Raw genomic sequence first — 13,888 nt, forward strand, 5'->3', positions numbered from 1 at the left:
ATGCTGCCCCAGGACGCAAAGCGGAAGCCTGACTCCTATTCGTATCCAAACGGGATGCTCAACTCTGGCTACATCGCCGGCGTCCTGCGGTTGAATGATCCGGTCAAGGGGATCTGCTACATCCAGCAGACCCGGGCGGAAAACCACATGCTTCCCATCCACTACGATCCCAAGAAGTCGCCGATCCCCAAGGACATCAAGGAGTGGGACCTCATCATGGCGTTCGTTCACACCGATGGCGCCATCGAGGGTGATAACCGTATTGCACGGGTGAAGAGCATCCGATTCGAAGCTCCAAACCTGATGCACCTTGGAGGGCGCTTTCGAGACGACTTCATGCGGAAATGGGATGTAGCCGTGCACGCAGCGGCAAAGGACTCCGGTACTCCGGATTCTGTGGCACAGCTGGAGAGTCTACCCAGCGCTGGCACAGAAGACCGTCTCAACTCGTTCGATTGGAAGGCAATGGATCTCAACAAGAACGCCTCGAACCAGATCCGTATCGCAGGCTTCATTCAAGCCAAGTCGCTGGAACGCAACCGCAAACATCCCGTAGACGGTACTCCAATCAACGACCGCCTGGTCGTGCTGATTCGGCAGTCGAAGGACACCGATGCCTGCATCCCTGTTCGTTGGTACGGCCGTAATCTGCAGCCGCTGTCTGAGAAACTCGCCCGCGGCATGCCTATCATCGTCAACGGCGAATTCCGTATGGACGTAAAGGCAATCTCCCTGCCGGATGGTGAAACAGGGATCGCCGAAGTGTCCAAAATTCCGTTCATTCAGGCCAAGGACATGCCAGGCCCTGTGCTCCCGGACTCTGGCCACATCAAGATCGTGCCAAGCTGGGCGGCTGAGCTCTTCAAGGGCCACGGTACCCAGGCGCCGCAGCCGAAACAAGGAGATGCAGAGCGCAGCGCCATGTTCGCCTCGGCCTTTGGTTCCGACTCGGCAAGCACGCCTGCAACTCCAGGTGAGCAACAAGACGCATAGCAGCGGCCGCCTCACCTCGTTCTGTGAAGCCATCGAGATCCAGCACTGGAGTCGATGGCTTTTTTGTTTCTCACCCAGCAGCCGTCTGGCTAGGCCGGCAGCTTGGAAGAAATGTAATTCTGCACTGGAAGGCTAGTCCGCATGGGCAAGACACTGATCATCACTGAAAAAGCAACCGTAGCGGTCTCAATCGCGCAAGCGGTCGGAGGATTCAGCAAGGTGGAATCATGGCTGGAGAGCGAGAACGCTATTCTTGCCCCCGCTGCCGGCCACCTGGTTGAAATCCATTCAGAGGAAATGGCCAAGGGAGGGCGGGACATCGGCAATCTGCCTGTGATCCCAGATCAATTCGACCTGAGGGTCATTGAGCCAAAGGCCAAGTTCTATAACGTGCTGCAACGCCTAATGCGTCGGCCTGACGTCACCGCTGTTGCGAACGCGTGCGATGCCGGCCGCGAGGGCGAGCTCATATTCAGGCTCATCTACAAAATGGCTGGATGCACAAAGCCAATGCTTCGGATGTGGATGAGATCCATGGTCGATGACGCTATCCGGCAGGCGTACAAGAACATGCAGCCAGGCGCAGATTTCGACAACCTCGCCATGGCAGCAGAGATCAGAAGCGAAGGCGACTTTATCGTCGGCATCAACGCGAGCCGGGGTATCTCACGCCTCTATGAGCGAGAGACTGCTAAAGCCGAGATATTCCCGCTTGGCCGCGTGCAGACCCCAACGCTGTCCTTGGTTTGTGCTTTGGAGCTGGCAATTTTGACCTTCCGGCCCATGCCCTATTGGGAGGTTCACGGGAGCTTTGGGGTTGCTGCTGGTAAATACACCGGCAAGTGGTTGGCACCACAGACGACTGAGCAGAAGGGTGGCTCCCAGCACCGGATCATGGATCGAGCAAAAGCCGATGCTTTGATCAGCAAGTGCTCTGGAGTCGCACCGAGCAGTGTGGTGGATGAAGTCAAGCCGGCCCAGACGGGCCCTGGCAAGCTGTACGACCTCACCTCGCTGCAGCGAGAGGCGAACCGCAAGCTTGGGTTTTCTGCAGCATACACACTGGAGATTGCCCAGAAACTTTACCTGGAGCTCAGCCTCACTACTTACCCGCGGACTGACTCTGCCTACCTTCCCGATGACGCAATCAACGACACGAAGAAGGTCATGGGAATGTTTGCTGGAACCCCCTATGCAGATCACGCGCAGCGCGTGCTCGATGAAGGCTGGGTACGACCCAACAAGAAGATTTTTGACTCGACGAAGGTGTCGGACCACTTCGCTATCATTCCAACCGGAAAGCGAGCTGGGGACCTGGAGCCGGACGTTCAAAAAATCTATGACATGATCGTCAAGCGCTTCATTGCCGTGTTCCATCCAGCAGCTGAGTATTCGGTGACTGTCCGGCTTACGACGGTGGCTGACGAGCTCTTCAGGTCGACAGGTCGTGTGCTTGTGTCCCCAGGTTGGATGGTGGTTTACGGAGCCGGGATCGTCGAGGACGTAACCGATCAAAATGGTGACTCCGACGACAAGAAAGAGCTCGCACGGTACGTCAAAGGAGAGTCAGTCACTCCGCTGGGCATGGAGCTGAAGATGCTCAAAACCAAGCCTCCAGAACGGTACACCGAGGACACGTTGCTGGGCGCGATGGAGACGGCAGGGCGCCTGGTAGAGGATGAGGACCTTCGTGAGGCGATGAAGGAGCGGGGGCTGGGTACACCGGTCACGCGCTCTGCAATGATCGAATCGCTCCAATCCACCAAGGACGGCGCAGGCCGAAAAAAAGAGCCCTATCTCATCCAGCAGAAGAAGTACTTTGCTCCCAGCGCAAAGGGGATGACTGTCTACCGTTTCCTGGTCGACAACGGCATCGATGCCCTTACGTCGCCAGTTCTCACCGGGGAATGGGAGCACAAGCTCCGTCAGATGGAAAAGGGGGCGTACAAGCGTGACGCTTTCAAATCCGAGCTTGCAGAGTTGACCACGGAAATCCTCGACTCCATCAAGAAAAAATACGCAGGTGTCCAGGTCAAGAAGCTTGGCGCTCTCTGCCCCACCTGCGGCGGCGCAGTTGAGATCCAGGCCCGAACGTTCATGTGCGAGCGGCAGTGCGGATTTTCCATATGGCGGGAGATTGCCAGTCGCATGCTGAAAGTATCGGAAGCAGAAACCTTGCTCCGGGACAAGGTAGTGCTTGGGCTCAAGGGCTTTGTCAATCCGAAGAAATCCACCAAGTTCGAGGCCGGGCTGAAGCTGCTCGACACAGGCAAGGTCGAGTTTTACTTCGACCCGACGGCGAATACCCGGGACTCCAAAGGTAATGTCGTTTCCTGCCCGAAATGCCAAGGCGGCATGCGCAAAATCAAAGTCCCCAAAGGGCACTTCTGGGCCTGCGTTGATCGAGAGCAGTGCAATCACACCATGAACGATCGCGACGGCGACCCAGTGGAGCGGCCGAAGTCATTTCCATGTGACCTCTGCGGCAAACCCATGTACCTGCGGAACGCTGAAAAGTCTCCTTTCTGGGGTTGCAGTGGCTTTGTGAAGGGGGGCGGTGGGTGCTCCAACACATTAAAGGACAATAACGGGGCCCCGGTTCCGAAGGAACAACCAGCCAGTTCAGACGGGGCGCCGTCACCTACGGTCCAAACAGACAGCGGAGCTTTCCTGTGAACGCCAACAACAAGGTCATTCGCGCAACGGCCATCGTGTTCGGTTTCTGGTGGCTTCTGCTTACGGCCCGAGCCTTTGGCGGTTCTCCCATGGAGTTTTTAGAGAACTGGCCTCTGGTGGGCTATAACGTCTCACACTGGATCCTGGGCGTTGTTTCCGGTCTGATCATCGGTGTCTGGTTTATCTGGTTCACCAGGTTGTCAGCACTGAACAAGCTATACGCCGGCAAGAAAGGAAACATCCTCAACGGCGCCCGATCGACGCTCGGCAAGGTTCCCATGCCCACCTCAGCGCTACCTCGCATCGAGGTAGCGTCAAAGCGTCTCCCCATCGGCAGTGAAAAAGTGCTGGCTTGGGTTGCTGCCAATGAGAAGAAGTGGCCGGCACATGTAGCGTTTTTCTGGGCTATTTGGGACACCTATTCCGCACATGCGCACTTCCCTGCATCGCATCGCAAGGGGGGGCACGGAAATCGTCGGCTTTGGGAGCATTGTCTGGCCGTGGCAGATACCGCACTGGAGGATGCTGGCGCATACGTATTCGACGGGGTTTATGTAAAGGCCAGGGGCAAGCCCAAATTCAAAATCATTGACCTGAAAAACAAGGAATATCGGTTTGACGCCACTGATCCGCTGATCCCCATTCTGGGCCTGGCGCATGACATCGGTAAGCTGGAAGCCTATGAGCTCCTACCCGACGGCAGTGTTAAGACCCAGGAGGAGGTTGGAGCGCTCACACCGCAGGATGACAACCGGATCCAGCACGATGCCCTGGGTGCGAGAATTCTTGCACGCTTCCCGGAATACTGGGCCTTACCTGCACGCGATCGACAAGCAGTGAACCTGGTCATCGCCCACTACCACCACCCAAGCGATTTCCCGGTTGACCGCAATGGCCTCAGCCTGGACGACCGCATGACGGCGCTCATGGAGTTCCTGATCCTGGTTGACAAAAAGACCGGCATGGCCGAGTCGAGCATCACCGAGACGCTGAGTGATCACGAGATCTCAGAAGACGAGTCCAATGCCATTTATCACAGCTTCGTCGAGATCATGACGGAGTACGGCAGAGTTAACGGCACCGGTGACCAGGCCAAAGATTCCACGCTGAAGATTGCTCAGAAACACGATGGACTGATCGTCATCCGGGAAAAGGACCTTCGATCTCTCATCTTGGCCAAAATGGGCTGGTCGTTGGAGGAGGGTGATGGTCGGTACCGAATGACCCTCAATCTTATGACGACGCTCCAAGAGAAGGGGCTGCTGTACTCGCGACATAATCACGCCGACATGAGCCGATTTTTGCCGATGTACTCGGTATCGTTGCGCAACGCACAAACGGGTGCTCACCTCACGACCTGGGAACCTTGCATTATTGTCGTGCCAGTTGCCACCACCCCCGAGCTTGCGGGCCTCAGTGGATTACCCAACATGGGTACTAAGCTGGATATCGAGCGCCCATTGTTCACGCACAATCTGGGAATCACTGAAGCAGATGCGCTTCGGGAGATCGTTGCCCGTGGTTTCAGTGCTGAAATCGCCGCGAAGATGAACATCGCCGGCAAGCAAGAAGTGAAGCCACAACCAGCACCAGCACCAGCACCAGCACCAGCACCAGCACCAGCACCAGCACCAGCACCAGCACCAGCACCAGCACCAGCACCACAAGTTCGGGCTGATGAAGGATTTAGTCAACCCATAGCTGATACCGCGAGTGTTCCTCAACCTAATGCTCCAACAGTCGACTCAACCGAGCACGCAACATCTGCGCTCGCCGGCGCTGCAAGCGGTGATTCCGAGCAAAGTGACGTTCCAGGGACGCAATCCGGTATCTCCGCTGAAGCGCTAGCGGCGCAGGATGATGACCCGCTCATGAGTGGTGGTGCAGATGACGACTTGCTAGATGAGGACCTGCAGAGCTTGTCGATTAGCTCGTTCGGTCCCGGGCAGGAGGTGGAACTGGAGGAAGATTTTCTCGCCATAGAACCTGGGCACTCAGGGAGCGATGACGTCGATGATGTGGATGATGTGTTCGGCGCATTCGCGCCCAGTGAATCCTCGATCGTGGACACAGCCGAGCAAAGCGTGAATTCAACTGCAGGAGAAGAAGGGCCGGGCGCTTCGCTCATACACAATGATGGTGATCTAGGCGTACCGGCGCCGGCACCTGTGGCGGTAGCCATACCTGATCCTGATGCAACCCCAACGAAAAGGATAAGCCCTGCTGCCGAATCCGCAGCGCTCAGGGCTCTTGAAGAGGCAGGCGCCAACTTCACTGCATTCGTTGCACCAAGGAAGAAAAAGCCAGGCCCTGCTGAGCAGCTAGAGGGTATCCGCGCAGCAGTAAAAGCGGAAGAAATACCGATTTGTGGGACAAGAGATGGGTTTGATTACGTGTTGGAGTCAGACCTGATGGTCTACGACCCAAAACTGAAATTGAGCACGCTGATTCGGGCGGGGAAGTTGCCTACCGTCGAGCCTAAGCCAGGCGTGGTAATGGTGGGCATTCCGATGGCGCCGATGCAGCTGGACCTTTGACGAGCTGCCGGCTCTGATCATGACTCCCTGGCTGACATCAAGAAAGCCAGGGAGCCATGATCAGTCGTAGGTCTGAGCGTACTGCTTTTCGGTCAAACGGCTCAGCAGTTTGAAATAATTTGCTCGCGTCGACTGATCAAATACGTCGGTTTGAACTGAGAGCATGTCCAACGCAGCTGCATCCTCTCCTTTGCCCGAAGTGAAAGGAAGTGGAGCTGTGGCATAAAACACATTGCCGTTACTAGCCTGGGCCGCATCCAAGACGGCTTTAACTTCCAGGTAGCGCGGGTAACGAGTAGCAGTAAGGAAATCCCCATCATAAACGTCGAGCTCGCCTGATTGGTCCTCGACCAACACAGCCATCAATGGCCAGTTGTTTTCGGAGCCATCCTTGCGCGAACCGCCCGTATCTGGGCTAGCAAAAAAGATGACCTTACGAAAGGTGTTGGTGGCAAACACCTGCAGAAGCGCTGCCTCGTTAGATGCACTGTCCGTGCATGTCTTGCGGTTAGCCATAAAAAGTCCTCATCTAAAGTAGCACCACGCGGTGCGTTATTAAACTACCACCCTTCATCCGAAAACCACAAGAAATACTTGACAAATTGACAAAATGTCAATTCAGCAAACTATTCATCCGTGCCAGAAGCTGCTGCTTTACCACCTCTAAAGCCTTCCAGCAGAGCGGCCTGCAGGGTTCTGTTCAGTTCACGCAGCTCCTTGTTCTGTGCTTCTAGGGCGCTCAGGTTCTGTTGGGTAACCTCCAGACGACCGCGGGTCTCAGCGGCATCGTCAGTGGCCTTCGAGCGCTGAATCCGCAGCTGGTCGATGAGCGTCAAAGCTTGCTGCAGCTCCTTGCCGACCTTCTCTGTTTTGCCTCTCTCTTCATCCCGAACCCTGGCGGTCTCCATCATCAGGTGGTTTTCGGTTCTCTCAAGGTGCTCCTCCGCGGCAATCCGCGCAGTCTCGGCCTTCGCACGTGCAGACTCAGTCGCATCGTTTGCTGATTGGAGCTGCTGCTGAAGGCGCTCAAGCTCTCCGCGATGCATGTCCTGGGCACGCTCAACTACGCCACTGTGCACATCCTGCAGGCGCTTGATTTCCTCACCATGAGCCTGACTTGCGGCAGTGAGTCTCTTGTTGAGATCTGCGACCTCAGCTTGAAGTTGCCGAATATAAGCACTCGACTGATCCAGCTGATCGGTCAACCGCTCCTTGTCCGCGATGAGGCCAGCGAGCTCTCTGCTCTGGGATTCAAGGCTAGCAGTAGCTGCCCGCTCATTGTCCTGCGCCGCCTTGGCGGCATCAACGGCAGCCGCTGTCGCCGTCTCAAGCGCTTTGCGCTCAACCGCATGAGTCTCCTCGGCCGCCTTTAGAGCGACATCCCAGATCTCATCAAGCTTTTCGCACACTGCGTTTGGAACACCAGGTCTTCGCAGCCTGGCGCTCAGAATAGGGCCGGTCTCACTCCAGAACCTTTTGATTTCCTCGTTCACCAGATTGGGCGAGGCTTTGAGGTCATGGTGAATGTATATGCACTCGCGAATTTCCGCCTGGCGAACCTCGCGACCCGCATCAAGCAGCTCTCTCGCGTAAAGGTGGACAAGATCTCTGGTGCTCAGCCTTTTGTCAGATGGGAGTCCGGTGTTGGCCATGAGGCGTATCCTTGGAGATAGGGTCGGGAGACTAGGAGCCGGCGACCTCGGCGAGGGGCCAGTACGTGCCTTGGCCGCTCCTCACAGGGAGGGGGCTGGCCTTAGAGGGGAGCATACACTCACGTCTCTAAAACAACAAATTCGTATTGGATATCATACGTAACGTATCCGAAAAATGAAAAACTCGTGAATATCTCCGATTATCACGAGTTTTTTCAAGCAAGAAAAAACGCCCCTCAAAAAGCCTATCGCTATCAGTAGCTGGCTTTTCAGAGAGGCGTTTTGGATTTCTCGTTAACCCCCTATGAACAAGGGGTTCTGAAAAATTTGCTTGCGCTGGAGATCAAGTATCAACGTCAGCCATAAATGCGAAGCCACGGCCAAAAATGCGAAAGCAAGGTGACACTGGATCTGCGGGGCACCATAGCTGAATCGAACCATGGACACTTTTCAAACCCTAGCACAGAGCGGCCGCAACCCGATCATTGCCCGACCAGCTGCAGAAAGCCTGCTGTATTGGCAAAGCCTCACCGATGCTCCTGGGTCAAACGCCCGGGCAAAACCGTCTTGTCGAGCAGTCTGTGCGCCGGCGGTGGTCCAGACGGCTGAGGCATGGCTGCCAACGGCAGGAAGTAATTCGTGAACTTGGAGGATGAACGCTACGGTCCAGGAATCAGTTCCGGAATCGTCCTCAGTATTACTTCCGAGGACAGAGCCCCACGGTACCTTGCTCATAAGCCGCGGCGACCACTGGGATGTACGGACCCCGAATGACGCTCCTACGTCGATTCTGATCAATTCGCAGGGGCTAACATCGCCAGATTTCACACAGGAGCACGTAAAAAATCCTTCTTCTGGGCTCACCTCAGGATTCACCGGGCGCAGTCAACCTGGCTCATCCAGCTACTTGATTTCATCGTGGATGCCCCTAAAATCAAGGCTTTCACAACAAAAGACTTGCGCTGTGGATCAAGCCAAAAATGCAAAGATTTCTCGTGGGCTGCTGCTCTTGCGCCCTGGGAAGCTGTCCCGAGATGACTTCAAGCAACTGATCCTACATAAGGGTTGGCGCATGGCTGATGTGGCATGCCGTTGGTCAATTCGTCCAGAGCACATGAGCCGCATCGCTGCTGACGAGGACAGGGACTTCAAATGGGACGACCTGGCCCGGGCTCTACCAACGCTGAGCCCAAACGAACAGGCTGCGGTGAAAGCAGCTCGCATGGTGCTGGCGCCACCAACAAAACGGCAGCGCAAGATCACTCAGGTACAAGAGACACCGATCGAGGCGCCAGTAGCGGTCGCAAGCTCTGCAGCTGCTGACAAGCCCTTTACTTGGAATCATGATGACGACGAAGATGACGAAGAGTTCGCAGGGGTCGCCATAGACGGCTACCGGTGGAGGCGGTACCTAAGCCGCGGTGCCGAGCTGGTCGTCGACAGCGAGATCGACAACTTTGCGGCGTTCGGGTCCATTCTGGTGGTAGTTGCAACACGGGAAGGTGTCGATTCGGCTGGAGGTGTACAGGAAGAGTACCAGTGCGAAGCACCATCAGGCTCGCAGCGATGGTTCGAGCCCGATGAGATTGACGACTGGCTTGTCTACAACGGCAAAACGCGAGACTTACGATGAACACGAACACTCCAGCCATACACAGAATTCCGTACCTCCAGGCCAAGTCAGAGGTTGCGCTGCTTGATCGCGAGCCTGTCGACGTCATTGACCAGGTCGATGTGATCCAGGCAAAAAACGACATCGAAGCAGCCTGGATGTGGCTCCATGCCAAAGGAACGAACCCTAAGACGAAACGGGTTATGCGGAAGGAAATGGAGCGGTTCATCCTCTGGGCATTGCACACTCAGGGCAAACAGATCTCCCAAATAACTGTGATGGACATCACCCAGTACATCAGCTTTATGGCTGACCCACAGCCGGCTGAGGTTTGGGTATCGCATACAAAGCACAAGCGCTCTCATCCAGACTGGAGACCGTTCGCTGGACCACTTAGCAAAGCGTCGCAGCAGTACGCCCTGATCCAGATCGGCAGCATGTACAAGTGGATGATCCAGGGTGGACGCCTTAAAGCGAACCCAGTGTCGCTCGTGGCCAAGCCCCAAGTCGACGTCGACTTGACGATCAAACGGCTGCTTCCCGAGGCAGCCATAGGCTTGGCATTTGAGGCTATCGCAGCTACAAAAAGCCCACTCAAACGAGCTCGCGACCATTTCATGTTGAGCTTGTTCTACATGACCGGCGTGCGAACGTTCGAAGCGACCGGCGCTACCATGGGCAAAATCCGGCGATCAGCAAGCGGTACTCTGTGGTTGGAGGTGCTGGGCAAACGAAACAAGGTTAGAGATGTGCCGATATCAGAAGACCTCTATGAGGACTTATTGCAGTATCGCCAGGCGTTCGGGTTGTCACGTGAGGTGCCAGTGAAGGACACAACCCCCCTCCTCCTGGCCTCGAACTCAAAGCTCAAACGCGCGCATAACGACACCATTTTGAAAGCAGTCAAAGAGATCATGCATCATGCTGCAGCCCTGGCAATAGAGCGCAGCCAGTTCGATTTGGCCGATCGACTTGAGGAGGCCTCAACGCACTGGCTCCGCCACTCGTGCTTCAGTCACCTTGCCAAAGCTACTGGTGACCTGGTGATGATCAAGGCTCTGGCTGGTCACAGCAAAATCGAAACCACCAGTCGTTACCTGCATACGGAGGACGACGCTTTGCATGCGGGTGTCGTTCAAACCCTAAGCACCCCTCGACTACACCGGTAAATCTCTCCAGGCCTCAGCGTTGTTGAATCAGTGACGGTGGCTGCCAAGGCCACCCTTCGCTGATGGCCCGGCTGCTGTGAGGGATGAAAGCAACATCCGACCATTTGCGACCAACAACTCTCATACCTGCAGTGTACGTCCTCAGCATACAGCCCTCTCCGTTACGGACATCTGAGCGCCCTACCCTCGATATTTTTGTCGCTAAATCAGTTAATTACCCAAAATCATCTGGTTGACAGCGTTTGAACCCAGACACTACCAGATGACAGATTTCAGTAAGTGGTCTATCTCTATCAGGTAGAAATGCGTTTTTTCTTGTCTGACCGTATGGATTCGTATGAAAATGCGGTCATCCTACCTACCTGACCTCGGTAAACCACATGACTTCAGCTGCTGCGCCACTCGATCAGTACATCTTCACTGATTTCACTCAGCTAACCTTCACCCCACAATTTGTGGCTGAACGCTTGATGATCAGCACGCAGACACTCAAAGCCATCGAAAAGGAACACGACCTCAACATCGCACGTGTCGCACGCGGATCCGTAGAGGTCAGGAGCTACACGCTAGCTGACATGTTCCTGATTGCGTCAATTCGTCGTGCAAATGGGAACACTAAAGGGTTTTCGAGACCAATCACCTGCTCGACCTACGTCCAGAAAGGTGGGACCGCGAAAACTACCACCACTTGCAATATCGGCATCGAGTTCGCTTTGGCAGGTTTCAAGACCCTGATCATTGACAACGATCCTCAAGCCGACGTGTCTAGCATGCTGGGCTATGACCCTGACCAAACTACCGAGGAGCTTGTAGAGCTTGGCCTTCCTGCTGACAGAGCAGTAGAGGGCCACCTCGGGAACCTGATCCGTCTCGGAAACTTCCCAGAAATGACCCTGGACCAGGTGATCAAAAAACCATTTGGCGAGCACGGCCCCCACCTCATCCCAGCTTACGATTCCTTGGACGATATGGACGTTGTGCTCCGTAACGCCCAGGGTGCCGACTTCCGGTACTCACTGTTCATCGAACGAGCTCGCAAAGGTCAGCTCCCTCACTGCGACTTATCAAGCTATGATGTGATCATCATGGATAACGCACCTTCTGGAACCATGCTATCCCGGAACAGCCTAGCCGCAGCTGATTTCCTGCTGTGCCCAATCCGTATGGACAAATTCTCCTTCCGTGCGCTATCTCGACTGGCGCACAAGATCAATGAAATGAGCACCGATTTCGGTCGGGCTCCAGAGATCGTGGCAGTTCCCACCATGTACATGCGCAACCGCCCCCGCCTACAAGCGAACCTCGCTCGCTTGTCTAGTTTGTTCCCAGGGAAGGTTACGGAACAACCGCTCTTCCACTCCGAGGACTACTCGAAAAGCCTGGAAGACGGCGTACCTCTTTCCCTCTGGAAACAAGGTGGTGAGAATTCTTTGGTCGCGTTCCGCAATGTGTTCGAGGAAATGGTTGGCCGAATCAAAACAGTCCTGGAGAAGGGTAAATGAGGAGTTCTAGCCCGATCGGCAAGCCTACTGTGATCGCGCCGGCGGAGGGTTCGTCTAGCATCCAGGGCGTACATGTTCCGAAGGTTATTCCGGAAGCTAACCTCCGGCCGATGAGCGAGGTGCTCAGTTCTTTGCACCTTGATGAAGAAAGGGACAGTTCAGCGGAGCCGCTGGAACGTGCACCGGTTTCTGATGCTGATCACGTTCACCAGCCGGGCTTGGATGACATTTTCTTGAGCGGCGAGCGCTTGCCAGGCGAGGCAAAGTTCTTGCAATTGACGCTCATACGCCGCGGGAAGTATCAGCCACGCCGTAAATTTGACCCCGAGAAACTCGGCCTTCTCGCGAACACGATTGAAGATAAAGGCCTCAACAACGCGATTATCGTTCGCCCACTTGCTGACGGTACTTACGAGCTTATTGCTGGTGAGCGCCGGTTCCTGGCTCATGAGCTGCTCCGAAAAGCCTACATCTACGCGCTCATCCGGAATCTGTCGGATGCAGAAGCGGCGATCTTGTCCGTTACGGACAACGACGCCCGGGAAGACCTTACTGAATTCGAGCGTGGTGCAAGTTACAAGAAGCTTCTCGATGACAAGGTAGTACAGTCACAGGCGGAGTTGTCCCGCCGTGTCGGTCGAAGCATGGCCACGATCAGCCGCTGCCTTGCCTATTTCAAGTTGCCTGAGGGTGTCATTTCTCTGCTGGAAGAAGATCCTGACCTGATTGGTAACAGGGTTGTCTCCGATATGGTTGCTTTGGCTGACAAGGGACATATTGAAACCGTTCTGGCCGCCGCAAACCGTATTAAAGAAGGTGCATCCCAGGACAGCGCAATCAACTGGGCCAAAGGTGAGATTCGGCGCAAGACATCACCTCAGGCCCCTGTTCCTCCGCGGCAAATCGATTACAAGGAACGCACCCAGCTGGATGCCCGTATCGATGGGCGCAAGTTGATTCTCACTCCTCCCAAAGGCATTGATCCCGCAGAGGTACTCGCATACATCGAGGAGATGCTCAAAACGCGTAGTTAAAATCCCTTCCGCCGCCGGTCCCTCCGGCGGCAAGGCGCCCTCGCCTTTCCTTTTTTAATCCACTGATATTGTTGAGTTTTTCGTAGTTTCACTGTGAAAAGCTCGGTCTCGGATCACATCACTTCTTGTCCTCCTGGCTATTTTTCACAGTGAAAAATAACGCCCCCTCCTAGGCGTTTCACTGTGAAAAACTAGCCCCTATTCCCATCTCAACTATGTAGCAGCTCCCTCCATCAGCGCTCACTACCAACTGCGCACTGTGCAGTGTTTACTATGCAGTGCACACCTCACACTGCTCACTGCGCACCGCATAGCCAGCTCATTTGCTGGATGAATGAAGTCACGCCGTCATGCTTTTCACTGTGAAACGCTCTAGCTGCCTTCTCCTAGCCAAACCATTTCACAGTTCGACGCGCTCCCGCCGATTGCTGTAATGCGGGTCGTTTCACAGTGAAAAGGTAATCGGCTTCCACCTGCTCTCTTCCTTCTCCGAGTCGTGCCCAGAAGTCTCGTTCTGCTCCTGCGATCCATACATCACCGTCGCAGCTGGCAAGTTGCCGAGCACCGACCCATCCCCACTTTTCACGGTGAAAAGTGCGCTCGGGCACTTGGACGGAACTCCTTACCAAGACGGGTGCTACCGGACATCTTCTAGGAGACTCAAGTTATAAGGAGCCGCCGACTGCCGAGTTGAATAGCCAGCGTCCAGGAAT

Annotated in this window: 8 protein-coding genes; 6 read left to right on the top strand and 2 right to left on the bottom strand. The window is 55.2% G+C overall.

Annotated elements, in window-relative coordinates:
• Nucleotides 1–1,134 precede the first annotated feature (1,134 nt).
• Nucleotides 1,135–3,669, top strand: coding sequence for a DNA topoisomerase (locus GST84_26345; GenBank protein XGB15847.1), 2,535 nt, complete (start codon nucleotides 1,135–1,137; stop codon nucleotides 3,667–3,669).
• The gene (locus GST84_26350; GenBank protein ID XGB15848.1) at nucleotides 3,666–6,206 is read left to right on the top strand and encodes a hypothetical protein; all 2,541 of its coding nucleotides are present in this window, start codon (nucleotides 3,666–3,668) and stop codon (nucleotides 6,204–6,206) included. Before GST84_26345 ends, GST84_26350 begins: the two co-directional genes overlap by 4 nt.
• Nucleotides 6,207–6,266: 60 nt before the next feature.
• Here GST84_26350 and GST84_26355 read toward each other — a convergent pair whose 3' ends face one another.
• Together GST84_26355 and GST84_26360 are read right to left on the bottom strand one after the other, a co-directional pair.
• Nucleotides 6,267–6,722: a hypothetical protein gene (locus GST84_26355; GenBank protein ID XGB15849.1), complete on the bottom strand. Its 456-nt coding sequence runs from the start codon at nucleotides 6,720–6,722 to the stop codon at nucleotides 6,267–6,269.
• 110 nt (nucleotides 6,723–6,832) lie between these two features.
• Entirely contained in the window at nucleotides 6,833–7,858 is a 1,026-nt protein-coding gene (locus GST84_26360) for a hypothetical protein (protein ID XGB15850.1), read from the bottom strand.
• A gap of 1,282 nt (nucleotides 7,859–9,140) precedes the next feature.
• On the opposite strand from GST84_26360, the gene GST84_26365 reads away from it, so the two are divergent.
• The 4 genes from GST84_26365 to GST84_26380 all read left to right on the top strand — a co-directional run bounded on the left by GST84_26365 (nucleotide 9,141) and on the right by GST84_26380 (nucleotide 13,175).
• Entirely contained in the window at nucleotides 9,141–9,491 is a 351-nt protein-coding gene (locus GST84_26365) for a hypothetical protein (GenBank protein ID XGB16071.1), read from the top strand.
• Entirely contained in the window at nucleotides 9,488–10,639 is a 1,152-nt protein-coding gene (locus GST84_26370) for a tyrosine-type recombinase/integrase (GenBank protein ID XGB15851.1), read from the top strand. Before GST84_26365 ends, GST84_26370 begins: the two co-directional genes overlap by 4 nt.
• A gap of 380 nt (nucleotides 10,640–11,019) precedes the next feature.
• Nucleotides 11,020–12,141, top strand: a complete 1,122-nt coding sequence (locus GST84_26375; GenBank protein ID XGB15852.1) for an AAA family ATPase — start codon at nucleotides 11,020–11,022, stop codon at nucleotides 12,139–12,141.
• Entirely contained in the window at nucleotides 12,138–13,175 is a 1,038-nt protein-coding gene (locus tag GST84_26380; protein XGB15853.1) for a ParB/RepB/Spo0J family partition protein, read from the top strand. The genes GST84_26375 and GST84_26380 overlap by 4 nt, the downstream gene beginning before the upstream one ends.
• Nucleotides 13,176–13,888: the final 713 nt, after the last annotated feature.

This window comes from Pseudomonas putida (assembly GCA_041879295.1).
Taxonomy (GTDB): Bacteria; Pseudomonadota; Gammaproteobacteria; order Pseudomonadales; family Pseudomonadaceae; genus Aquipseudomonas; species Aquipseudomonas putida_Y.

Coding starts and splice junctions, on each gene's coding strand:
- GST84_26360 (XGB15850.1), bottom strand. CDS start 7,858: ATGGCCAACACCGGACTCCCATCTGACAAAAGGCTGAGCACCAGAGAT.
- GST84_26380 (XGB15853.1), top strand. CDS start 12,138: ATGAGGAGTTCTAGCCCGATCGGCAAGCCTACTGTGATCGCGCCGGCG.
- GST84_26355 (XGB15849.1), bottom strand. CDS start 6,722: ATGGCTAACCGCAAGACATGCACGGACAGTGCATCTAACGAGGCAGCG.
- GST84_26375 (XGB15852.1), top strand. CDS start 11,020: ATGACTTCAGCTGCTGCGCCACTCGATCAGTACATCTTCACTGATTTC.
- GST84_26370 (XGB15851.1), top strand. CDS start 9,488: ATGAACACGAACACTCCAGCCATACACAGAATTCCGTACCTCCAGGCC.
- GST84_26345 (XGB15847.1), top strand. CDS start 1,135: ATGGGCAAGACACTGATCATCACTGAAAAAGCAACCGTAGCGGTCTCA.